The organism is Actinokineospora spheciospongiae, from assembly GCF_000564855.1.
Classification (GTDB): Bacteria; Actinomycetota; Actinomycetes; order Mycobacteriales; family Pseudonocardiaceae; genus Actinokineospora; species Actinokineospora spheciospongiae.
The window spans coordinates 19,689-42,238 of the sequence record NZ_AYXG01000155.1; the positions used below are offsets into that span (position 1 = coordinate 19,689).

General features: G+C 72.3%; 20 protein-coding genes and 2 pseudogenes. 13 read left to right on the forward strand and 9 right to left on the reverse strand.

Features of this window, described 5'->3' with window-relative positions:
* Positions 1 to 72: 72 nt before the first annotated feature.
* On the forward strand, positions 73 to 771 hold the full coding sequence (locus tag UO65_RS20450) for an alpha/beta fold hydrolase (RefSeq protein WP_035285086.1): 699 nt from the start codon (positions 73 to 75) through the stop codon (positions 769 to 771).
* 21 nt (positions 772 to 792) lie between these two features.
* Here UO65_RS20450 and UO65_RS20455 read toward each other — a convergent pair whose 3' ends face one another.
* Entirely contained in the window at positions 793 to 1,167 is a 375-nt protein-coding gene (locus UO65_RS20455) for an FKBP-type peptidyl-prolyl cis-trans isomerase (RefSeq protein ID WP_035285089.1), read from the reverse strand.
* Positions 1,168 to 1,633: 466 nt separating this feature from the next.
* On the opposite strand from UO65_RS20455, the pseudogene UO65_RS39015 reads away from it, so the two are divergent.
* Together UO65_RS39015 and UO65_RS20460 are read left to right on the forward strand one after the other, a co-directional pair.
* A pseudogene (locus UO65_RS39015) lies at positions 1,634 to 1,975 on the forward strand (DUF6359 domain-containing protein); the annotation flags it as partial.
* Positions 1,964 to 2,755 (forward strand): endonuclease I family protein, encoded by a 792-nt coding sequence (locus UO65_RS20460; RefSeq protein WP_411431365.1) that lies wholly within the window; start codon positions 1,964 to 1,966, stop codon positions 2,753 to 2,755. The pseudogene UO65_RS39015 and the gene UO65_RS20460, both read left to right, overlap by 12 nt.
* 25 nt (positions 2,756 to 2,780) lie before the next feature.
* Here the strand turns inward: UO65_RS20460 and UO65_RS20465 are convergent, their stop codons facing one another.
* Both UO65_RS20465 and UO65_RS20470 read right to left on the reverse strand, forming a co-directional pair.
* Positions 2,781 to 3,131: a DUF1801 domain-containing protein gene (locus UO65_RS20465; protein ID WP_035285093.1), complete on the reverse strand. Its 351-nt coding sequence runs from the start codon at positions 3,129 to 3,131 to the stop codon at positions 2,781 to 2,783.
* A 255-nt stretch (positions 3,132 to 3,386) separates the two neighbouring features.
* Positions 3,387 to 5,294 carry a UvrD-helicase domain-containing protein gene (locus UO65_RS20470; RefSeq protein ID WP_035285095.1) on the reverse strand — a complete coding sequence of 636 codons (1,908 nt, stop codon included), beginning with the start codon at positions 5,292 to 5,294 and terminating at the stop codon, positions 3,387 to 3,389.
* A gap of 179 nt (positions 5,295 to 5,473) precedes the next feature.
* Between UO65_RS20470 and UO65_RS34760 the strand changes: the two genes are divergently transcribed.
* Positions 5,474 to 5,704, forward strand: a complete 231-nt coding sequence (locus tag UO65_RS34760) for a PhdYeFM domain-containing protein (RefSeq protein WP_233427770.1) — start codon at positions 5,474 to 5,476, stop codon at positions 5,702 to 5,704.
* Between the two features lie 65 nt (positions 5,705 to 5,769).
* Here UO65_RS34760 and UO65_RS20475 read toward each other — a convergent pair whose 3' ends face one another.
* Positions 5,770 to 6,447 (reverse strand): MBL fold metallo-hydrolase, encoded by a 678-nt coding sequence (locus tag UO65_RS20475; RefSeq protein WP_035285097.1) that lies wholly within the window; start codon positions 6,445 to 6,447, stop codon positions 5,770 to 5,772.
* A 126-nt stretch (positions 6,448 to 6,573) separates the two neighbouring features.
* Here UO65_RS20475 and UO65_RS20480 point away from each other — a divergent pair, with 126 nt between their 5' ends.
* A complete protein-coding gene (locus tag UO65_RS20480; protein ID WP_035285098.1) occupies positions 6,574 to 7,842 on the forward strand; it encodes an acyltransferase family protein in 1,269 nt (422 codons plus the stop codon).
* Here the strand turns inward: UO65_RS20480 and UO65_RS34765 are convergent.
* Positions 7,815 to 8,498, reverse strand: a pseudogene (locus UO65_RS34765) (maleylpyruvate isomerase N-terminal domain-containing protein); the annotation flags it as partial. The gene UO65_RS20480 and the pseudogene UO65_RS34765 sit on opposite strands and share 28 nt — an antisense overlap.
* A gap of 254 nt (positions 8,499 to 8,752) precedes the next feature.
* On the opposite strand from UO65_RS34765, the gene uvrA reads away from it, so the two are divergent.
* From uvrA to UO65_RS38685, 3 genes are all read left to right on the forward strand, one after another.
* Positions 8,753 to 11,602 carry an excinuclease ABC subunit UvrA gene (gene uvrA, locus UO65_RS20490; protein ID WP_035285106.1) on the forward strand — a complete coding sequence of 950 codons (2,850 nt, stop codon included), beginning with the start codon at positions 8,753 to 8,755 and terminating at the stop codon, positions 11,600 to 11,602.
* A 185-nt stretch (positions 11,603 to 11,787) separates the two neighbouring features.
* On the forward strand, positions 11,788 to 11,991 hold the full coding sequence (locus tag UO65_RS36885) for a hypothetical protein (protein ID WP_035285107.1): 204 nt from the start codon (positions 11,788 to 11,790) through the stop codon (positions 11,989 to 11,991).
* Positions 11,981 to 13,813, forward strand: a complete 1,833-nt coding sequence (locus UO65_RS38685; protein ID WP_035285109.1) for a YcaO-like family protein — start codon at positions 11,981 to 11,983, stop codon at positions 13,811 to 13,813. The genes UO65_RS36885 and UO65_RS38685 overlap by 11 nt, the downstream gene beginning before the upstream one ends.
* Positions 13,814 to 13,859: 46 nt before the next feature.
* On the opposite strand, the gene UO65_RS20505 is transcribed toward UO65_RS38685, so the two are convergent.
* Together UO65_RS20505 and UO65_RS36005 are read right to left on the reverse strand one after the other, a co-directional pair.
* Positions 13,860 to 15,647: a fatty acyl-AMP ligase gene (locus tag UO65_RS20505; protein ID WP_035285111.1), complete on the reverse strand. Its 1,788-nt coding sequence runs from the start codon at positions 15,645 to 15,647 to the stop codon at positions 13,860 to 13,862.
* Positions 15,644 to 16,369, reverse strand: a complete 726-nt coding sequence (locus UO65_RS36005) for a hypothetical protein (RefSeq protein ID WP_152552184.1) — start codon at positions 16,367 to 16,369, stop codon at positions 15,644 to 15,646. Before UO65_RS36005 ends, UO65_RS20505 begins: the two co-directional genes overlap by 4 nt.
* A gap of 63 nt (positions 16,370 to 16,432) precedes the next feature.
* Between UO65_RS36005 and UO65_RS20515 the strand changes: the two genes are divergently transcribed.
* On the forward strand, positions 16,433 to 17,053 hold the full coding sequence (locus UO65_RS20515) for an L-threonylcarbamoyladenylate synthase (protein ID WP_035285113.1): 621 nt from the start codon (positions 16,433 to 16,435) through the stop codon (positions 17,051 to 17,053).
* A gap of 93 nt (positions 17,054 to 17,146) precedes the next feature.
* Here the strand turns inward: UO65_RS20515 and UO65_RS20520 are convergent, their stop codons facing one another.
* Positions 17,147 to 18,523, reverse strand: a complete 1,377-nt coding sequence (locus UO65_RS20520) for a cation:dicarboxylate symporter family transporter (RefSeq protein WP_035285114.1) — start codon at positions 18,521 to 18,523, stop codon at positions 17,147 to 17,149.
* A 154-nt stretch (positions 18,524 to 18,677) separates the two neighbouring features.
* Here UO65_RS20520 and UO65_RS20525 point away from each other — a divergent pair, with 154 nt between their 5' ends.
* Complete coding sequence (locus tag UO65_RS20525; protein WP_152552185.1) at positions 18,678 to 20,342, forward strand: ATP-binding protein; 1,665 nt, start codon at positions 18,678 to 18,680, stop codon at positions 20,340 to 20,342.
* A complete protein-coding gene (locus UO65_RS20530) occupies positions 20,339 to 21,013 on the forward strand; it encodes a response regulator (protein ID WP_035285117.1) in 675 nt (224 codons plus the stop codon). The genes UO65_RS20525 and UO65_RS20530 overlap by 4 nt, the downstream gene beginning before the upstream one ends.
* Here the strand turns inward: UO65_RS20530 and UO65_RS20535 are convergent.
* Positions 20,994 to 21,353, reverse strand: coding sequence for a DUF1844 domain-containing protein (locus UO65_RS20535; protein ID WP_035285118.1), 360 nt, complete (start codon positions 21,351 to 21,353; stop codon positions 20,994 to 20,996). The two genes, UO65_RS20530 and UO65_RS20535, sit on opposite strands and share 20 nt — an antisense overlap.
* Before the next feature lie 294 nt (positions 21,354 to 21,647).
* Between UO65_RS20535 and infC the strand changes: the two genes are divergently transcribed.
* Together infC and rpmI are read left to right on the forward strand one after the other, a co-directional pair.
* A complete protein-coding gene (infC, locus tag UO65_RS20540) occupies positions 21,648 to 22,253 on the forward strand; it encodes a translation initiation factor IF-3 (RefSeq protein ID WP_052021418.1) in 606 nt (201 codons plus the stop codon).
* 96 nt (positions 22,254 to 22,349) lie between these two features.
* Positions 22,350 to 22,544 carry a 50S ribosomal protein L35 gene (rpmI, locus tag UO65_RS20545; protein ID WP_035285120.1) on the forward strand — a complete coding sequence of 65 codons (195 nt, stop codon included), beginning with the start codon at positions 22,350 to 22,352 and terminating at the stop codon, positions 22,542 to 22,544.
* Positions 22,545 to 22,550: the final 6 nt, after the last annotated feature.

Here is a 22,550-nt window from a genome sequence, read left to right on the forward strand (position 1 = left end):
GATCGCGGTCGACGGTGGCGCTGCTGGACTTCTGGCTGGAGCACGTCGCCTCCGGCTGAGTAGCATGGCGCGATGGGCCACCCCACGCTGCTGCTGTTGCACGGTCTCGGCGCCACCGCGGCCGTGTGGGACGGGGTCGTCGAGCGCTGGCCCGGGGAGGCGGTCGCGGTCGACCTGCCCGGGCACGGCGGCGCGGAACCCCTGCGCCGCTACACCTTCGGCGCCCTCGCCGCCGGGGTCGAGGTGGACCCCACCCGCCGCTACGTCGCCGTCGGGCACTCGCTCGGCGGGGTGCTGGCGCTGACCCTGGCCAGCGGCTGGTTCGGGCTCGACGTCGAAGGCGTCGTGGGCGTCGGCATCAAGATCGAGTGGACCGACGACGACCTGGCCAAGGCCGCCGCGCTCGCCGCCCGCCCGCCCCGCGCGTTCGAGACCCGCGAGGAGGCGGAGTCCTGGGCGGTGAAGCTGGCCGGGCTGCCCGGCCCGGACGCGAACCCGCGATCGGTGGTCCAGGAGGGTGGCCGGTGGCGGGCGGCGTTCGACCCGCGGGCGTTCGCGGTCGGCGCCCCGGACGTGGTGGGGCTGCTGCGCGCGGCGCGCTGCCCGGTGGTGCTGGCGGCGGGGGAGCGCGACCCGATGTCCCCGGTGGACCACCTCGCCGCGCTCGTGGACGACCCGGTCACCCTGCCCGGCCTGGGCCACAACGCGCACGTCGAGGACCCGGACGCGGTGCTGGCGCTGGTGGACCGCCTCGACCTGGTCCGGTCGTGAGCCGGTCCACCAGCGCGCGGCTCAGCGGACGCCGAGCAGGTCCACCACGAAGATCAGCGTCTCGCCCGGCTTGATGACCCCGCCCGCGCCCCGGTCGCCGTAGCCCAGGTGCGGCGGGATGGTCAGCTTGCGGCGGCCGCCGACCTTCATGCCCTGCACGCCCCTGTCCCAGCCCGCGATGACGCGACCGGCGCCGAGCGGGAACCCGAAGGGCTCGCCGCGGTTCCAGGAGGCGTCGAACTCCTCGCCGGAGGCGAACGTGACCCCGGCGTAGTGCACGCTGACGACCTGGCCCGCCTTCGCCTCGTCGCCGTCGCCGACCGTGATGTCCTCGATCACCAGGTCCGCGGGCGGCGGGCCGTCGGGGCGGTCGATCTCGGGCTTCTGCAGCGCCATGCTCTGCTCCAATACCTCGTTGTGCTTGCCGCTGCATCCTCCCGCGCGCGCCACCGCGACGCGCGATGACCCCCGCCCGGGCCGGTGTGCCGACAGGACTCGTCGAACGGGAACGCCGCGGGCGGTAACACCGCCCCGCACCCGAGCGACGTAGGGGGTGCGGCCTTGCCACCCCCCGACGGCAGGGCCGCGCTTTCGTGTCCGCCCTCCTGCCGAACCCTGTTCGGCCGAGTGGCCCGGTCCGGGTGGACCTTTCCGACGCAGTTCGCTGATCGACACCGGAACGCCGCACCGAATTCACGCCACAGTGCGTTGTCGCGTGGCAGCCTTCACTCGATCGCGAACACTTAGTCACTTTGCGTCGACCCCGCTGGGTCGGCCGTCGGGGAAGGGACTCAAGCCCGTGCGCCAACGCCGCTGGACCCTCTTATCCACGTTCTCGGCCCTCGTGGCCGTCCTCACCACAATGGTCGCGCTGCAGGCCCCTGCCGCAGGCGCCGCCACCCCGCTCACCGTCACCCAAGCCATCGCGCAGCAGGGCGGCGGCACCGCCACCGTCCGCGGCTACGTGGTCGGGCAGCCGACGGCCACCAACACCGTGGTCCGGTCGAACTACCCCTCGGACTACGCGCTGGCCATCGCCGACACCGCGGCCGAGACCGGCACCACCCGGATGATCTACGTGCAGATCCCCACCGCCCACCGCTCCGGCTACGGGCTCAAGTCCAACCCCTCCCTGCTGGGCAAGCAGCTCGACGTCACCGGCACGCTGGGTGCCTACTTCTCGCACCCGGGCCTGACCTCGACCACCGCCTTCGCCACGGTCGGCGGCAGCACCCCGCCGTCGAGCACCACCACCCCACCGACCAGCGCGCCCGGCGGCGGCAGCGGTGACTACGACAGCACCTACTACGCGAGCGCCCTGGGCAAGACCGGCCCCGCCCTGGAATCGGCGCTGCACAACATCATCAGCACCGGCGTCACCAAGCTCAGCTACGACGCGGTGTGGGCGGCGCTGAAGAACACCGACCAGGACCCGAACAACAGCGGCAACGTCATCCTGGTCTACTCCGGGCGCTCCCAGTCGAAGTCCACCAACGGCGGCGGCGTCAACGACTGGAACCGCGAGCACGTCTGGGCCAAGTCCCACGGCGACTTCGGCACCGCCACCGGCCCCGGCACCGACATCCACCACCTGCGCCCCGAGGACGTCTCGGTCAACTCCACCCGGGGCAACAAGGACTTCGACAACGGCGGTTCCCCCGTCGCCGAGGCCCCCGGCAGCTACACCGACGCCGACTCCTTCGAGCCCCGCAACGCGGTCAAGGGCGACGTCGCCCGGATGATCCTCTACATGTCCGTCCGCTACGAGGGCGGCGACGGCTGGGCCGACCTGGAGGTCAACGAAAGCACCTCCAACAGCAGCAACCCGAACATCGGCAAGCTGTCGGTGCTCAAGCAGTGGAACGCCCAAGACCCGCCGGACGCCTTCGAGAAGCGGCGCAACCAGGTCATCTACGACACCTACCAGCACAACCGCAACCCGTTCATCGACCACCCCGAGTGGGTCACGTCGATCTGGGGCTGATCCCCACCCCGGTCGCGGCGGGCGCTCAGCCCTCCAGCGCGAGCGCCTGCCGCAGCCACCCCGCGAACACCGCGGGATCGATGTCCGATGCGGACCGCAGTCGCACCTGCGCCATCCGGTTCGACATCGCCTCCAACCGCCCCGAAGCGTCCTCGACGTCTTGCCCCCGCCACAGGGCGAACGCCACGTGCGAGCCGTGGGCCTTCACGAAGCACACGCGCGCCTTGCCCACGCTCCAGGTCGGCGCACCGTGGAACAGCCCCTCGGTGGCCTCCGGCAGCGCACCGGACAACACCGGCCGCATCCCCTCCACGATCTCCCGCAGCGGCTCGGCGAGCGCGGCGGTGTACTCGTCCACAGTGGCGAACTTCGGCATGGCGGGCTCCTCTTCTCGGACTCTCACCCCTGCGTCGAACGGCCCGCCCCGAAATCGACACACCCTGAGAACTTTCTCCGGCAAGGTCGAACCACCCAGTTCGGCCACGACCTCCGCCACCGGGCCTGCGGTTTTCGGGTGGTCGGCGGCTGGGCCGGAGGGGTTCGGGGTGGCAGACAGCCAGGGCGCGGTTGGTCAGGGCGGGGTTGGTCAGGCCCTGGGCTGGATGTGTTGGGGTTGCTCGTATCGCTGAGATCAGGTGTTCGGGGTGACCGTGGCCCACCACAGGTGGTCGCGGGCCCTGGTGGCGGCGACCAGCTTCCGCCGCTCGCCCAGGCGACCCCCCTCGTCGTCGCGGTCCGGGGGTTCGCCGGTGTTGACCACCAGGACCGCCTGGAAGTCCAGGCCCTTGGCCCGCAGCACGGTCCCCACCTTCACCGTGCCGTCCGGTTCGCCGGTGTAGCGCTCCAGCGGGGTGACCGCGACGCCCGCCTTCTCCAGGACCGCGCGGCACCGGGCCACCGCCCCCCGGCCGAAAGCGATCACGGCGATGCGGTCCGGGTCCACCCGCAGCGCCCGCACCGCGCCCACGAGCGCCGCGGGCAGTTCCGCGTCCGTGCCGCGCCAGGTGGTGACCGTCCCACCCGGGGAGTGGGCGGCCTCGGCGTCGCGGAGGGCCACGCCCGCGCCGCCGTCGAGGTCGTCGATGGTGTCGGTCGCCTCGATGCGGCGGGCGAAGTCGAGGATCTCCGTGCGGTTGCGGTAGTTCACGCGCAGCACCTCACCGCGACCGAGGATGGGGATGCCCGCCTCCGACAACCGCCAGCCACCGGGGTAGACCTGCTGCTGGCCGTCGCCGACCAGCAGGAGGCGATCGGGGCCGTCGCCCGCCAGGCGGTGCAGCAGGCGGAGACCGACCAGGGGGAGGTCCTGCACCTCGTCGACCACCACGGCGGCGTAGGGGCGCTCCGGTGGGCTGCGCCGGACCTCGCGGTCCGCCAGGGTGATCACGTCGGTGAAGTCGCAGGCACCCCGGCGGGCCAGTTCGTCGCGGTAGCGGTCGTGCAGGCGCCAGACCGCCTCGCGCTGCGACTCGGTCAGGCGGAGGCGGCGCCCGCGCCTGGGCACCGCCAGGTACTCCTCGAAGGTGCCCACCCCGCGCCCGCCGATCACCTGCGTCAGCTCGTCGCGCCAGTAGCCGGAGGTGGGCTCGACCGGTTCGAGGTGCACCCGCTCCCGCAGCCAAGCCTGGCCGAACGCCGCGTCGACCACCTTGCTCTGCAGCAGCACGGCGGTGCCCCTGGCGCGCAGGAACTCCACCGCCCAGGCATGCAGGTTGGTGAACTCAACTCGGCCGTCGAGTTCCGGTGCCAGGGTGCGGAAGGCGCGCGCGTGCACCTCCGGCAGGGTGCGCACGAACGTGGTGAACAGCAACGGCCCGCTGTGCCTGCGGGCGAGGTGGCGCAACCGGTGCAGCGCCACCACGGTCTTCCCCGTCCCGGCGGGCCCACTGATCCGCGCCGGACCGCTGTAGCGGCGGGTCACCAACCTGCGCTGCGACGGGTGCAGGAACGTCAACCAACTCTCGAACGGCCGGTCCCGCGCGGCATCCACCACGTCCGACACGACCGCGCCGCCGTCGATCAACTCCCCCTGCTCCGGTGCGGGCGGGACAGGCCCGACGGACAACCGCCGGTAGGCCCGCAACCGCTTGGCCAACTCACCCGCCACCCGGTTCGCCGCAGCCGCACTGAGGTGCCTGGTCTCCCGGGTGGTGAGCGCGGCCAACCCGGTCTCGTTCACCGCCTGGTAGAGCCGGTCGTCCCGACTCCAGGTGGGCTCGGCCCCGGGCCGCACCCACACCACCCCGACCGCCGTCGACGGGAACTCCCGCCCACCCGGCCCGCGCAGCCCGGCACAGTGCTCCTCGGCGTGGCGCACCAACGCCCGCCCGGTCCCGGCGTCCGGCGCCAGGTCGTCGACTACCACGGCGCGCACCCCACCCCGGCTGACCTGGAACGCGTCCGGCTCACCCGCCGCCCGCCCCACCCGGACGAACAACCCACCCCCGGTCGCGGTGTGCTCCAGCAGCGCCGCCAACACCCGCCGCTGCCCGGCATCCAACCCGGGCACCCCGGCGACCAGCTCCACCGCACCCGGCACGCCGCACCCCCCGTCTGTGACCCTGGGTAACCAATCTAGCGCGTAATGGTCATCCGCAGCCCGCCCAATCCACATCAATGGGTGCAAAGCAGTTGGCGTGGCGTCTGGAAATGCGTGGTTACGCTCTCGACATGCGTAGAATCAGTCGGAAGGAGTTCTGTGCCAACTCCACTGCCGCTATGGATGCCGTCCAGGAAGGCGAGACGTACCGCATCACCTGCAACGGTGTTGAGGTCGCTGAATTGGGCCCGCTTCCGCGCAGACGGCGGATGACGGCCGAAGAGTTGGTGCGGCGCCACCGGCGGCTGCCCAGCATTGGAAGCGCATCACTGCGGCAGGAAGCTGATGAGTTCTTCGGTTCCGAGGAACGCGTCAGCGACAGCGATCCGTGGAAGCGTCCACGTGGCTGAGCGCATCGGCAGGTGCTCCGGCGAGGAGATATACCGGCCCGCTCGCCGGAGCGCCCGACATTCACCTACCAACCGCGCTCGCGCCACATGTGGAGCTTCGGGCGCTCGTTGCCCAGGGTGCCGTCGTCGCCGTGGCCGGGGTAGAACCAGGTGTCGTCCGGGAGGGTGTCGAAGAGGCGGTGCTCCACGTCGTTGATCAGGGACTCGAAGTCTTCCGGGAGGGTGGTCTTGCCGACGCCGCCCGGGAACAGGGAGTCGCCCGTCCACAGGTGAGGGGTGCCCTCCGGGTCGCGGTACAGCAGGGCGATGGAGCCGGGGGTGTGGCCGCGCAGGTGGATGACCTCCAGCTCGACCTCGCCCACCGCGATCTTGTCGCCGTTGATGACCAGGCGGTCCGGGGGGATGGGGAGGGGGCCCGCGTCGTCGTTGTGGGCGATGGTCTCGGCGCCGAACTTGCCCGCGATGGCGCCGAGGGCCTGCCAGTGGTCGCCGTGCTGGTGGGTGGTGACGATGGTGCGCAGGGTGGGGCGGTCGGGGCCGGAGCCGATCAGGTCCGACAGCCGGTCCGGGTCGTTGGCGGCGTCCACCAGCAGCGCCTCGCGGGTGGCGGGGCAAGTCAGCAGGTAGGCGTTGTTGTCCATCGGCCCCACCGAGACCTTCGTCACCTCCAGGGTGCCGAGGGTGCGCCGGGCGGCCGGTCCACCGGGTTCGACGTGGCCGGTGTAGTCGTCGAGGAAGTCCACGCCGACCGACGCTAGCGCACGGCCGGGCCGGGTACCCGTTTCAGATGCTCGTACCCGGGGAACGTACCCTGTTACCAACGCGTGATCCGCTAACACGAGCCCCCGTCGCCGAACACCTGTGAGCACGTGGACACCACTGAGACAGCGAACCAGAAGCGGTCCCCGCGCAAGATCAGCTGGGACGTGATTCGGGTGCTGGCCGTCTACTCGGTCGTCATCCAGCACATCACGCACCAGTCGCCGATCAACCACCCCGAACTGGGTCCCTACCCGTTCGTGCTCCCGTTGCAGTTCGGCGCGAGCACCCTGCTGGTGATCTCCGCGTACTTCGTCTGCGTGACCGTGCGGCGCGGGAACACCGGCACCTGGCTGTGGAACCGGCTGGCCCGGCTGCTGCCCGCCTACCTGGTGGCGGTCGTGCTGACCTACGCCGTGTCCCGGGCGGTGGCGCCGCTGTTCGGCTGGTACCTGCCCACCCCGACCGACCTGCTGGCGAACCTGTTCCTGGTGCAGGCGTGGTCCCCGCAGTTCCACTGGGTCGACGCCTCCTACTGGACGCTGCCGGTGCAGGTCATGGCCTTCTTCGTGGCGGCGCTGCTGTGGCCGCGCGGCTGGGGGCGCGGCGCGAAGCTGCCGGTGCTGCTGTGGACCCTGATCCTGGCACCCCTGGTGATCCGGTTCCTGTGGCGCGGCGACGGCGCCCAGCAGTGGGTCATCTCCCTGTTCGACGGCCTCGCGCTGCACCGGGTGGCGCTCTTCGGCGTCGGCGCGGCGATCTGGCTGTGGACCAAGGGCCGGTTCTCCGGCAGGCACCTGGCCTTCTACCTGCTCGCCGCGCTGGTCGCCCAGGACGCGCACGCTTACTTCGCCGACACCCCGTCGACGATCGCCTTCGGCGTCATCCTGCTCGGCATCGTGGCCGCCGCGGGCGGGCCGGACTGGGACCTGCCGGTGCTGCGCTCGCTCGCCGGGCCGATCCGCTGGCTCGGCGGCATCTCCTTCGGCGTCTACCTGGTGCACCAGGAGCTGGGCTTCGTGCTCGCCCGGTTCCTGCTCGACGCCGGGGTGGGCGCCTGGGGCAGGCTGGTCCTCTGCACGGCCATGGCCGTGCTGGCCGGGTGGGCGATGACCCGGCTGGTCGAGGCGCCCGCGCACCGCTGGCTGACGACGGTCTGGCCGCGGCGCTGGGCCGCCGCCAGGAACACCGTGCTGGCGGCGGCCGAGGCGCTGCGCGAGCTGCCCCAGGTGCCTCAGCCCCAGGCCGCGAGCTCCGGCGGCTCGCCGCTGATGCCGGACGCGTCGCCCCTGGTCAGCCACGCCAGCACCGCGGTGCCCGAACCGCGCAACTCCTCGGCCCCCGGGGCCGCGGCGATGGCCAGTTCCCAGCGGCGCTGAGCCCCACCGGCCAGGTCGGCCACCAGCACCACCGGCTCGCCGTCCACCCGCGCCAGGTGCGGGCGGGCGGCGTGGTCGAGCAGCCGCTCCAGCGCCGCGTCCGGCACGTCGGCGTACCCCACGCCCACGTCCAGGTCGACCAGGTGGTTCCACGCCTCGAACAGGGCCATCTCCACGACCTGCTCCGCCGGGAACGCGCGGCCGGTGTAGTGGGCGACCGTGGCCGACCACTGGTCGTCGGCCAGGCCCTCGACCGCGACGTGGAAGCGGTCGCACGCGGCGCCCAGGTCCTCGCGGATGACCTGGGCCAGCCGGTCGGCGCCCGCCTCGATGTCGGCGTCGCGGTCGGCGCGGCTGGGGTAGGCGGGGTGCTCGATGCCGGTCCTGGCCCAGGTGAGCAGGTTCACCAGGGCGTCGGCGCTGCGCGCGAGGTGGCTCACCAGGTGCGCCCTGCTCCACCCCGGCAGCAGGCTCGGCGCCCGGAACGCGTCCTCGTCGAGCCCGGCGACCCGCTCGCGCAGCACCGACCAGGCCTGCCGGAGCAACCCGTGGGCCGACGCGGCGCGGTCGGCCGCGGTCGAACGGTCGGGCGTACGCTGGTCCGGCGGACCGCCCCGGTCCACCGCTGAACCGGCCGACGTGCTCGCTGCACTCATCCAGACCCCCGGCTGCCTCGTGCGGGCGCGGCGCACCCGTCACCACCCAGGGTAGGCGTCCGCGCGTCACCGGCGGGTAGACCCGGGGTGGGGTGCGGGCCGGGAAGCGGTCGGCGAGAATTGTCGGTGCCCCGTCCTAGCATGACCGCCTGCCGCCGAAGTGGGTGCCACCCGCACTCCCGCGCGCCTCCGACCAGGGGCCGCACGCCCGCCGCCGGCAGCCCGACCAGCAGTTTTCTACCGAAGGGACCTCAGTGGCCGACCGCCTCGTCGTTCGCGGCGCCCGGGAGCACAACCTGCGCGGCGTGGACATCGACCTGCCCCGCGACAGCCTCATCGTCTTCACCGGGCTGTCCGGCTCCGGCAAGTCGAGCCTGGCCTTCGACACCATCTTCGCCGAGGGGCAGCGGCGCTACGTCGAATCGCTGTCGGCCTACGCCAGGCAGTTCCTCGGCCAGATGGACAAGCCGGACGTCGACTTCATCGAGGGCCTCTCGCCCGCGGTGTCGATCGACCAGAAGTCGACCAGCCGCAACCCGCGGTCCACGGTCGGCACCATCACCGAGGTCTACGACTACCTGCGGCTGCTCTACGCGCGCGCGGGCAAGCCGCACTGCCCCACCTGCGGTGAGGCGATCAGCAAGCAGACCCCGCAGCAGATCGTCGACCAGGTGCTGGCGATGGAGGGCGGGCTGCGCTTCCAGGTGCTCGCGCCGGTCATCCGCAGCCGCAAGGGCGAGTACGTCGACCTGTTCTCCTCGTTGCAGGCCCAGGGCTACTCCCGCGCCCTGGTCGACGGCACCGCGCACTCGCTGGCCGACCCGCCGAAGCTCAAGAAGCAGGAGAAGCACGACATCGCCGTCATCGTCGACCGGCTGGCGGTCAAGTCGAGCTCCAAGCAGCGCCTCACCGACTCGGTGGAGACCGCGCTGCGCCTGGCCGACGGCCTGGTGGAGCTGGACTTCGTCGACCTCGACGAGAAGGACCCCGGCCGCCGCCGCGGCTTCTCCGAGAACCTGGCCTGCCCGAACGGGCACCCGCTGGGCCTGGAAGACCTCGAACCGCGTTCGTTCTCCTTCAACTCCCCGTATGGCGCCTGCACCGTGTGCACCGGCCTGGGCATCCGCAAGGAGGTCGACCCGGAGCTGGTCGTCCCCGACGACGAGCTGTCGCTGCTCGACGGCGCGATCGCCCCGTGGGCGGGCGGGCAGACCGCCGAGTACTTCACCCGGCTGCTCACCTCGCTGTCGGAAGCCCTCGGGTTCCGGATGGACACCCCGTGGCGGCGGCTGCCCGCGAAGGTGCAGAAGGCGGTGCTGCACGGCGTCGACGAGCAGGTCCACATCCGCTACAAGAACCGCTACGGCCGCCAGCGCTCGTACTACGCCGCGTTCGAGGGCGTGATCCCGTTCCTGGAGCGCCGCCAGGAGCAGACCGACTCCGAGTCGCAGCGGGAGAAGTACGAGGGCTACATGCGGGAGGTGCCCTGCCCGGCCTGCCAGGGCACCCGGCTCAAGCCGGAGATCCTGGCGGTCACCCTCCAGCACGCCCGGGGCGACCGGTCCATCGCCGAGGTGTCGGCCATGTCGATCGGGGAGTGCTCGGCGTTCCTCGACGCGCTGACCCTGGGCAAGCGCGAATCGATGATCGCGGGCGCGGTGCTCAAGGAGATCCAGGCCCGGCTGCGGTTCCTGCTCGACGTCGGCCTGGACTACCTGTCCCTCGACCGAGCCTCCGGCACCCTGTCCGGCGGCGAGGCGCAGCGCATCCGGCTGGCCACCCAGATCGGCTCCGGCCTGGTCGGCGTGCTCTACGTCCTCGACGAGCCGTCGATCGGCCTGCACCAGCGCGACAACCACCGGCTGATCGAGACCCTGACCCGGCTGCGCGACCTGGGCAACACGCTGATCGTCGTCGAGCACGACGAGGACACCATCCGCACCTCGGACTGGATCGTCGACATCGGACCCGGCGCGGGCGAGCACGGCGGCAAGGTCGTGCACAGCGGCACCTTCAAGAACCTGCTGCGCAACAAGGAGTCGCTGACCGGCGCGTACCTGGCCGGTCGCAGCAAGATCGACGTGCCGGAGATCCGCAGGCCGATCGACAAGAAGCGGCAGTTGACCGTCGTCGGCGCCCGTGAGCACAACCTGCGCGGCATCGACGTGGCGTTCCCGCTGGGCTGCCTGGTGTCGGTCACCGGCGTCTCCGGCTCGGGCAAGTCGACCCTGGTCAACGACATCCTGGCCACCGTCCTGGCGAACAAGCTCAACGGCGCCCGCCAGGTGCCCGGGCGGCACACCCGGATCAACGGCCTGCAACACCTGGACAAGCTGGTGCAGGTCGACCAGTCCCCGATCGGGCGCACCCCGCGGTCCAACGCCGCCACCTACACCGGCGTGTTCGACCACATGCGCAAGCTGTTCGCCTCCACCACCGAGGCGAAGGTGCGCGGCTACCAGCCGGGCCGCTTCTCCTTCAACGTCAAGGGCGGGCGCTGCGAGGCGTGCGCGGGCGACGGCACGATCAAGATCGAGATGAACTTCCTCCCCGACGTCTACGTGCCCTGCGAGGTCTGCAAGGGCGCCCGCTACAACCGCGAGACGCTGGAGGTGCACTACAAGGGCAAGACCATCGCCGAGGTGCTGGACATGCCCATCGAGGAGGCGGCGGAGTTCTTCGAGCCGATCAAGTCGATCCACCGCCACCTGCAAACCCTGGTCGACGTCGGCCTGGGCTACGTCCGCCTCGGCCAACCCGCCCCGACGCTGTCCGGCGGCGAGGCGCAGCGGGTGAAGCTGGCCAGCGAGCTGCAGAAGCGCTCCACCGGCCGCACGGTCTACATCCTCGACGAGCCCACCACGGGCCTGCACTTCGAGGACATCCGCAAGCTGCTGGGCGTGATCAACGGCCTGGTCGACAAGGGCAACTCGGTGATCGTCATCGAGCACAACCTCGACGTCATCAAGACCTCCGACTGGATCGTCGACATGGGACCCGAGGGCGGTTCCGGCGGCGGGACGGTCGTCGCCGAGGGCACGCCGGAGGACGTGGTGCAGGTCGCGGAGAGCTACACCGGGCAGTTCCTGGGCAAGGTCCTCTGATCGACCGGGCCGCGCACCGTGCCCGTTCCCGCCCGAACGGGCACGGTGCGCGCCCGTACGCCGTCCCCGGCTCACAGCCGGTGACGGTTGCCCGCGGGATCTGGACACGTGTATCCCGGTGTCCGATGCTTGCTCCTACCTCGTAGACGCGGTCACCCGACCCCGTCGCCCGCGAGGAGGTCACCATGCCCGACATCCGGGAACTCGAAGCGCGGGTCCTCCCGCACGCGCGGCTCACCGCCGCCAGGCTGGCGCTGCTCGGCGACGACGACGAGCGGCTGTCCACCTGCGAGGTCCTGCGGGGGATCACCGGCTCCGCCGACTTCCGGTTGGTGCCCGACCGGACCCGGGGCCGGGCCGGGAGCAGGGGGACGGTGCGTGCGCGCTGAGGGAGTCCTGGACCAGGACGCCGCCGTGGACGAGACCGCCCCCGGCACCCGCGCGCTGCTGCTGCGCAGGCTGCGCGCCGAGTTCGGCGACCGGGTCGCGCTGGACCGGGCGGCCCCGGTCCCGCCCTCGGCCCGGCTGGCGGTGGCCGTCGGCGGCGGCGTCCGGGTCGACGTGGAGTTCCCGCGGTGGGCACGGGCCAACCGGCTGCGCGCGCTGACCGTGGAACTCGACGGCGGCACCGCGCTGGTGGGTCCGCTGGCCGTCCCCGGCCGCCCCGGTGGCCCCTGCTGCGCCCGGGCCCGCAGGCTCGCCGCCGCCGCGGCCACCCGGGACCGCTCGGGCTCCGCGCCCCCGGCGCCGCTGGGCTCGGTGCCCGACCGGGTCGTGCGCCTGGTCGCCGCCCTGCTCGACGGCGCCACCGACCTCGTCGACCACCTGGCCGAACTGGTCGACGGCGCCGACCCGCTGTGGCACCGGGTGATCCCCCTCCCGGCCTGCGGCGTCTGCGGCGGCGCCGACGGCATCGGCACCGTCGGCCTGCCCCCGGGCGACGACCCGGCGGAACTGCTGGAGGCGCTGGCGGGCTGGGTCGACCCGCTGACCGGCGTCATCCCGTGGCTGTCCCTGCGCCGCCCCCTCGGCCCCGGCCCGGGCCTGCCGTTCGTGGCGACAGCCGCCCCACCGCACCTGCTCGACGCCGACGGCACCCCCCGGGCCACGCCCGCGGGCTGGGGCAACGGCACCACCCGCCGCGCCGCCCTGGTCGCGGCCGTCGGCGAGGCCGTCGAGCGCTACTCGGCCTCCCTGCCCGACCCGGACCGCCTGGTGTGGGCCCGCCCGGCCGACCTGGACGGGGAGGTGCTGGACCCGCGCGAGTTCCCGCTGTACGAACCGGAGCAGTACGCGACCCCCGGCTTCGGCCACGTCCCGTTCGACCGCCGCGTCGACCACCCGTGGGTCCGCGGCACCTGGCTCACCACCGGCACCCCGGTGTGGGTGCCCGCCGTCTTCGCCTACCTGGCGCTGACCGTCCTCCCGGAACACCTCATCTGCCAGGGCACCTCCAACGGCCTGGCCGCGGGCACCGACGCCGACTCCGCCGCCACCCGGGCCACCCTGGAACTGGTCGAGCGCGACGCGATGATGGCCGCCTGGCTCACCGGCGCCCGGGGCCGCTTCGTCGACCTGGACGACACCCTCGACCCGGACCTGCGCGCCACCCTCGACGCGCTGCAGGGCATGGGCCCCTCGGTCGAGGTCCACCTGCTGCCCACCTCCACCTACGGCACCACGGCGGTCGCCCTCGCCATCGGCGACGGCCGCCGCTGGCCCGGCGTCAGCCTCGGCCTGGGCACCGACCGCAGCCCCCGCACCGCCATCCGCCGCGCCGTCCTCGAACTCGCCCAGACCGCCCCCCACCTCGCCCGCGTCCTTCGCGAGGGCCACCACCCCGTCCCCGGCCGCCCCAGGGGTGTCCGCGAGGTGCTCGACCACGCCGCCTACTACTTCCCGGTCGAGCGCATCGCCGCCTTCGACCGCCTCCGCTGCGGCGGCACCACAACCCTGGGAGCCCTCCCCGAACCCACGTTCCCCACCACCCGCGACGACCTCGCCACGACGCTGGCGAACAAGGACATCCGGGTCGCCGTGGTCGACGTCACCAGCGCCGACGTGGCCACCGGCCCGTTCCGGGTGGTCCGCGCGGTGAGCCCCGACCTGCAACCCACCAGCCACGGCCACGGCAACGACCGCTCGCTGGTGGCCAGGCTCAGGCACGCCCGCGTCCCACCGCCCCGCAGGCTCATCCACCCGGTCTGGTGAGGACCGGCAGCGGCGGGTTCGAGGCGCACCGCTGCCGGTCGTCGCCTCAGCTCCCCGCGCGCAGCGTCCCCTCGGCGTAGCGGGCCCGGCAGGCGGAGCGCTGGATCTTGCCGCTGGACGTGCGCGGCACCTCACCGGGCCCCAGGATCACCACGTCGTGGATCGCCAGGGCGTGCGCCCCGGAAACCGCGGATTTGACCGCGGCGGCGACTTCGGCGTGGTCGAGGTCGTCTGCGGTGAACTGCTTGGCCCGCTCGGCCACCACGACGGCCAGTTCACCGGTCTCACCGGGGACGGAGAACGCGCCCACGGTGTGGCGGCGGATGGCCGGGTGCGCCTGCTCGGCGGTGTACTCGATGTCCTGCGGGTAGTGGTTGGTGCCGTCGACGATGATCAGGTCCTTGATGCGGCCCGCGATGAACAGGTCACCGTCGAGCAGGACCCCGAGGTCGCCGGTGCGCAACCAGCCCGCGCGGCCCCAACCGGGGTCGACCACGGTGCCGTCGGCGTCGGTCAGGGTGGCCTCGAAGACCTCGTGCGAGTCGTCCTTGCCCCAGTAGCCCTGCCCGACGTTGGGCCCGCTGGACCAGATCTCCCCGACGTGCCCCTCGGGCAGCGCGACCCCGGTGGCCGGGTCGGCGATGCGGACGAACTGCCCACCCGCGCCCTGCCCGGCGGAGACCAGGGTGGTGCCCTGCTCGGCGTGGACCGCCCGCCCCGCGGCGAGGCTGACCCGGTCGAGGGTGACCTCGCGCGGCGCGCGCCCCGCAGGGGACACCGAGACCATCACGACCGCTTCGGCGAGGCCGTAGGTGTGCCGGTGCACGCGGCGGTCCAGGCCGTTGTCGGCGAAGGTGGCGTAGAAGGTGTCCAGCGTCTTCGACATCACCGGCTCAGACCCGTCCCCGAGCGAGACGACGTGGTCGAGGCGCAGCCCGGCGCGCTCCTCGGCGGTCATGCGGGAGGCGACGTAGCCGTAGGCGAAGTTCGGGGCCGCCGAAACCACCGGCCCCTCCACCCCGGCGATCTCCTCCAACCAGCGCTGCGGGCGGAGCACGAAGGCGATCGGGTCCATCAGCAGCGCGGTGAACCCACCGAGCACCGGGGTGGCGAGCCCGACGACCAGGCCCATGTCGTGGAACAGCGGCAGCCAGCACACCGAGGTCGTCTCGCCCTGCTCGCACTCGTAGGCCTCGTAGCCCTGCGCGGCGTTGGCCACCACGTTGCCGTGGGTGATCACGACACCGGCCGGGGTCCGGGTCGACCCGGAGGTGTACTGCAGGTACGCCACGTCCTCGGCCCGCAGGTCAACCGGCTCGGCACCGGCCCCGGTCCCGCTCGTCGCCACCACGTCCACCGACCCCAGCTCCGGCCCCGCCAGCTCCCGCTCGCGCAGGAACGACTCGACGGCGTCGGCGTGCGCACTGGTGGTCAGCACCAGCTCCGGGGCGCAGTCGGCCAGCACCGCCGCGAGCCGGTCGGTGTGACCGGGCAGCGGATTCGGCTCGAACAGCGGCACCGCCACCAGCCCCGCCCGCAACACACCCAGGAAGGCCACCACGTAGTCGGTGCCCTGCTCCACCAGCACGGCCGCCCGCGCACCCCGGGCAGCCCGCTTCTGGCACCACGCCGCCACCGCGTCCACCCGGGCATCGAGTTCACCCCAGGTCAGCTCGGTGACCTCCCCCTCGGGGTCGACCCGGTGGTCGACGAACGCCACCGCCCGCTTGTCACCCTGCGTACGAGCCCACCTGGCCACAGCGGCGGGCAGCGACACGTCCCCGCCGTCGACCGAGTCCGGTGTCCGCCGCAGCCGCCCGTGGGTCGAAGTCATCGTGGTGCCTCCATCGTCCGGTTCGCGTCGGACATCCGTGCCGCCCGCCGGAACCCGCGCAGCTCCTGGTGCTGGTGGGTCCGGAAGGGCGTGTCGGGTGAGCAGAAGTCGATCGTGCTCAGGATGTCCGCGCAGTCGACCCTAACCGCGCAGGACGCGGAGTCGCCATAGGACACCGCCTCGGTCACACCGGGCCACAGCGCGGTCGCCCTCCGGTTGGACTGTCCACCCCGGTGCGGGCGGTGGTTGGCGGAGTAGGACCGGCGCGCTGCGGCGGGCAACCACGTCGGGCTCGGCGGTGTCGACGCCTGCGGTCCGCTGTGCTCACCCCTGGTGATCCTGGCATTGCAGGCATTCCGAGGGGACGCTGACGAACTATTGCGCAGCGCGGCCGATCCAGCGTCCGCGTTGTCCGGGGAAGCAGCCGGAACATCGCCGATTACGACGACACCGGGTGCCTCGGCGTGGCGCACGGCTGCGTCGCTGCGCTCGGGGCAGATCGCCGGACAGGGGAGGAAAGCCGCCGAGGGTGTGAAGATCGCGGATGTGGTGGCGGGAACCGGGCAGGCGATCGTCTTCGACCTGATCGCGACGTTCATCAGCGACGTGATCACCCGGGCACTGCTCGCCTTGGCTTCGTCGTGGTTCACCTTCGGTGCGTCCGTGGGCGTTTTCGTTGCCAGTACCGAAACGCTCTCGCAAACGCTGAAGGTGGCGTCCAAGGCCGGTGCTCCGGGCCCCACCCCGAACGAGCGCGCCAGGTCGGGGAGCGGCAGACTCCACCCATGGCGAAGTACTTCGACATCCACCCCGACAACCCGCAGCGCCGAGCGATCGGCCAGGTCGTGGACCTGCTCAACCAGGGTGGACTCATCGCCTACCCCACCGACTCCTGCTACGCCCTCGGCTGCGCGCTGGGCAACCGGGACGCCATCGAGCGGATTCGGCAGATCCGCAAGTTGGACGAGAACCACCACTTCACGCTGATGTGCCGGGACTTCGCCCAGCTCGGGCAGTTCGTGCACGTCGGCAACGCCGTCTTCCGCGCCGTGAAGGCCGCCACGCCGGGGAGTTACACCTTCATCCTGCCCGCGACCAAGGAGGTGCCGCGGCGGTTGATGCACCCGAAGAAGAAGACCGTGGGGGCGCGGATTCCCGACCACGTGGTGACGCAGGCGATCCTGGCCGAGTTGGGGGAGCCGTTGCTGTCGACCACGCTGCTCATCCCGGGTGAGGCGGAGCCGATGGTGCAGGGGTGGGAGATCAAGGAGGAACTGGACCACGTCGTCGACGCGGTGATCGACTCGGGGGAGTGCGGGACGGTGCCGACGACTGTGATCGACTTCTCCGACGACGTGGCCGAGGTCGTCCGGGTGGGGGCTGGGGACGTGAGCCGGTTCGAGTAGGCCGCGGGTGCGGTCGGAGGGCCGGACGACCGAACCGCCCGGGTCCGGGGGCATCGGGCTCGGGCGGTTCGTTCGGTCCAACGACCGTGGCGGTTACTTCGATGCGGTGACCTTCTCGGGGGTCGGGTCCCGGTGGTCGGGGGCGTCGGTGGCGGGGCCGTGGCCGTCGTCGGTCATGGTGGTCTCGTCGAAGGGGGACTGGCCGGTCAGGACGCGGTTGGCCTGCTCGTGGTCGAACTCCTTGGTCCAGGTGCCCAGCAGGACCGTGGCGACGGCGTTGCCCGCGAAGTTGGTCAGCGCCCGCGCCTCAGACATGAAGCGGTCGATGCCGACGATCAGGCCCACGCCGTCGACCAGGTCGGGGCGGTGGGACTGCAGGCCGCCCGCGAGGGTGGCCAGGCCCGCGCCGGTGACGCCCGCGGCGCCCTTGGAGGCGATGATCATGAAGACCATCAGCGAGATCTGCTCGCCGACCGACAGCGGGGCGCCGGTCGCGTTGGCCACGAACAGGGTGGCCATCGTCAGGTAGATGGCGGTGCCGTCGAGGTTGAACGAGTAGCCCGTGGGCACGGTGATGCCCACGACCGGCTTGCTGACGCCCAGGTGCTCCATCTTGGCGATCAGCCGCGGCAGGGCCACCTCCGACGACGACGTGGACAGGATCAGCAGGAACTCGCGGCCCAGGTAGGCCAGCAGCTTGAACAGGTTGATCCGGGTCACCAGCCACAGCAGGCCACCGAGGACGACCGTCACGAACAGCAGGCAGGTCAGGTAGAAGCCGAGCATGATGACCGCGAGGCTCTTGAGCGCCGTCAACCCGGTCTCGCCGACCACCGCCGCCATCGCGCCGAACGCGCCGACCGGGGCCACCCACATGATCATCGACAGGATCTTGAAGACCAGCTTCTGGATGTGCCCGATGCCGCGCAGCACCGGCTCCCCGGTGCGGCCCATGACCTGCAGCGCGAAGCCCACCAGCAGCGCCACCAGCAGGGTTTGCAGCACCTCGCCCTCGGTGAACGCCGAGACCAGCGTGGTCGGGATGATGCCCAGCAGGAACTGGGTGGTGCTCGCCGCCTCGCCGACCTGGGCCTCGCCCTTGGCCGCGACCGCCTCGGTGAGCTGCAGGCCGTCACCCGGGTGCAGGAGGTTGCCGACGACCAGGCCGATGGCCAGCGCCACCGTCGACATCGCCAGGAAGTAGACCAGCGCCAGCCCGCCCACCTTGCCGACGGCCTTGGCCTTGGCCACCGAGCCGACGCCGAGCACGATCGTGCAGAAGATGATCGGGCTGATCATCATCTTGATCAGGTTGACGAACCCGGTGCCCACCGGCTTGAGCGCCTTGCCCAGGTCCGGGAAGATCAGGCCGACGGCGACGCCGAGCACGACGGCGACGATCACGGCGATGTACAGGTAGTGCGTCTTGTCCCGGCGCTGCGGCGGTGACGCGCTGGTGGTGGTCGACACGGGTGCCTCCTGGGGAGTCGGGCCGCGGCGGGGCGGCCCGGGGGATCGGGCTGAGAGTCCCCTGCTTTGTGTTCCAGGTCACCATTGTGTTCATTGCGTTCACGGGTCGCCGACGTTTCGCCCCGCCCGGGGGCGGTGGTGGATGCTGTCGGGCATGAGCGGGCGCAAGCAGTGGAGCCTGGCCCGGCAACTGCTGGTGCTCCAGGTGGTGATCGTCGGGGTGCTGGTGGCCGGGGGCGCGGCGCTGGCCTGGGCGGACGTGGCCGACCGGGCCCGCGAGTCCAGCGCGGCCACGGTGGTTGCCCTGGCCAGGGCGGTCGCCGACGCGCCGTCGGTGGCGCAGGCCGTGCGCTCACCCGACCCGGCCGCGGTGTTGCAGCCCTACGCGCAGGCGGTGCTGGCCGACACCGACGTGGACTTCGTGACGATCATGGGCACCGACGGCGTCCGCTTCACCCACCCCAATCCCGCCGAGATCGGCAAGCGGTTCCTCGGCAACACCGGCGAGGCGCTGGCGGGCCGTGCCTTCACCGAGACCTACACCGGCACCCTCGGCCCGTCGGTCCGCGCGGTGGTGCCGGTGTTCGACGCCGACCGCCGGGTGATCGCCCTGGTCAGCGCCGGGATCACGCTGGAGGCGATCAGCGCCCAGGTGGCGGGGCGGGTGCTGCCACTGCTCGGCGTCGCCGCGGTCGGGTTGCTCGCGGGCGCCGTCGGCACCTACCTGGTGAGCAGGCGGCTGCGCAGGCAGACCGGGGGACTGGCCCCCGCCCGGCTCGGCCAGGTGATCGAGTACCACGAGGCGATCCTGCACTCGGTCCGCGAGGGCCTGGTCCTCGTCGGCCCGGACCACCGGGTGACCCTGTGCAACGACGGCGTGCGCGCCCTGCTCGACCTGCCCGCCGACGCCGAGGGCAGGCGGGTCGACGAGCTTGGCCTGCCGGACGCGCTGACCGCCCGGCTGCTCGCGGCCACCGAGATGCGCGACGAGCTGCACCTCACCGACACCCGGGTCCTGGTGGTCAACTCCTCCGCCGTGCGCTTCTCCGGCCGCGACCTGGGCAGCGTGGTGACCATCCGCGACCGCACCGACCTCCAGGCCCTGACCGGGGAGCTGGACTCCGTGCGCGGCTTCGCCGAGTCGCTGCGCTCGCAGGCGCACGAGGCGGCGAACCGGCTGCACACGGTGGTGTCGCTGGTCGAACTCGGCCGCGGCGCCGAGGCCGTCGAGTTCGCCACCGGCGAGCTGGCCATCGCCCAGCGGCTGACCGACCGGGTGGTGGCCGCGGTCGCCGAGCCGGTGCTGGCCGCGCTGCTGCTGGGCAAGGCCGCCGAGGCCAGCGAGCGCGGCGTCGAGCTGGTCGTCTCCCCGGACACCGAGATCGCCGACAGCGCCCTCGGCGCCGGGACCGACGAGCCGCCCACCCCCCGCGACCTGGTGACCATCCTGGGCAACCTGATCGACAACGCCGTCGACGCCGCCGTGGAGGGCGCCGCCGCGGCCAGGCCCACCGTGCACGTCTCCGCCCGCACCACCCCGGACGAGCTGGTGCTCCGCGTCGCCGACTCCGGGCCGGGCCTGCCGGACGTGCCCAGCGCGTTCCGCCGCGGCTTCTCCACCAAGGCGGGCGCGGACGGCCGCGGCCTCGGCTTGGCGCTGGTCGGGCAGGCGGTCCGGCGGGCGGGCGGGACGATCGAGGTGGGCCGGGCGGGTGGGTCGGGTGATGTGGACGAGTCGAGTGGAATCGATGAGATGGGTGAGGCGGATCGCGGCGGAGCGGTGTTCACCGTGCGGCTGCCGCTGCGGGGGCGCTCGTGATCGACGTGCTGGTGGTGGAGGACAACCCGGTCGCGGCCGACGCGCACCGCCTCTACGTCGACCGGGTGCCCGGCTTCCGCGTGGTCGGGGTGACCCACTCCGGCCGGGACGCGCTGCGCGCGCTGGAGTCCACCGCGGTCGACCTGGTGCTGCTGGACCTGTACCTGCCCGACGCGCACGGCCTCGACGTGGTGCGGGCCATGCGCGGCGTGGGGCACCCGGCGGACGTGATCACCGTGACCTCCGCCCGCGACCTGACCGTGGTGCGGACCGCGGTGTCGCTGGGCGTGGTGCAGTACCTGCTCAAGCCGTTCACCTTCGCCACCCTGCGCGACAAGCTGACCGCCTACGCCCGCTTCCGGGCCCAGGACGGCGAGGCCGCGGGCCAGGCCGAGGTGGACGGGGTGTTCGGGTCGCTGCGCGGCTCGGAGAACCTGACCCTGCCCAAGGGGATGAGCGGCGAGACGCTGGACGCGGTCCTCGCCGCCCTGCGCGCCGCCCCCGACGGCCTCTCCGCCGCGGCGGCGGGGGAGAGGGTCGGGGCGTCGCGGGTGACCGCCCGCCGCTACCTGGAGTACCTGGCGGACAACGCGCTGGCGGTGCGCAAGCCGCAGTACGGGGCGGTCGGGCGGCCGGAGGTCTGGTACCGGCTCAGTACACCGGCCCGGTGAACTTCTCGCCCGGCCCCTGACCGGGGGCGTCGGGGAACGCCGAGCCCTCGCGGAAGGCCTTCTGGAGCCCCTGCAGGCCGTCGCGGATCGGGGCGGCGTGCGGGCCGAGGTACTCGGCGGAGGCGGTGACCAGCCCGGCCAGGGCGGTGATCAGCCGCCGGGCCTCGTCGAGGTCGCGGTGCGGGCTGGTGTCCGGGTCGGCGTCGGCCAGCCCGAGCCGCTCCGCGGCGGCCGACATCAGCATCAGCGCCGATCGGCTGATGACCTCGACGCTGGGAATGTCGGCCAGCTCGCGGGTGTTGGACTGGGTGTCACCGGGGGTGGCAGATGCTTCGCTCACGGTCTGCTACCCTTGCACGTGCGACCAGCCCCCGTTTGCGCGGGGGCGGCAAAGTGGAGCCCCCGCTCCCACCCGAGTCACCGAACCAGGAGGCCGGGTCCGGTTGCCACGATCCTTCGCGGGGTCATGGTGTACCCGACTGCTCTTGACGTCGGGGATCGGTAGGAAGCGGGCCCCACGCCGGACACGGCGGCGGGGCCCATCGCTGTTGTAGGGGACCTCACGCGCCGCGCACGGGCCGACCCACCAGGGTCGGCACGCAGTACGACCAGGCATTTTGACCGAGGAGGCCCCATCAGCACGGAGACACGCATCAACGACCGCATCCGGGTGCCGGAGGTCCGACTCGTCGGGCCGAACGGCGAGCAGGTCGGCATCGTCCGCATCGAGGACGCGCTGCGCCTGGCCCTGGAAGCGGATCTTGATCTCGTCGAGGTCGCACCCCAGGCCCGCCCGCCCGTCTGCAAGCTCATGGACTTCGGGAAGTTCAAGTACGAGAGCGCGCAGAAGGCCCGCGAGTCCCGGCGCAACCAGGTGCTCACCGTCATCAAGGAGCAGAAGCTCCGGCCGAAGATCGACTCCCACGACTACGAGACCAAGAAGCGCAACGTCGTGCGCTTCCTCGAGCACGGGAACAAGGTCAAGGTCACCATCATGTTCCGCGGTCGCGAGCAGTCCCGCCCCGAGCTGGGGTTCCGGCTGCTGCAGCGCCTCGCCGAGGACGTGGAGGAGCTGGGCTTCGTGGAGTCGTCCGCCAAGCAGGACGGCCGCAACATGATCATGGTGTTGGCACCGCACAAGAACCTGAAGCCCAAGCCGAAGGTGACCTCGGACTCCGATGAGCCCAGCGGGGACTCCCCGGATTCCCCGGACACCCCGGAGAACACCACCGCGGAGTGACCGGGCCGGGGTTCCCCCGGTCGAACCACACCACGCCTGCCGCCCCGGCGAAGCACCACCCGTCCGGGGCGGCTCGATGACGAGGATCTGAACACCATGCCGAAGATGAAGACCCACTCCGGGACCTCCAAGCGCATCCGGGTCACCGGGAAGGGCAAGCTTCGCCGCCAGCAGGCGGGCCTCCGCCACAAGCTGGAGAAGAAGCCGACGACGCTGACCCGCAGGCTCTCCGGCACCGCCGAGGTCGCCAAGCCGGACGTCGCCCGCCTGAAGCGCCTGCTCGGCCGCTGAGGCACC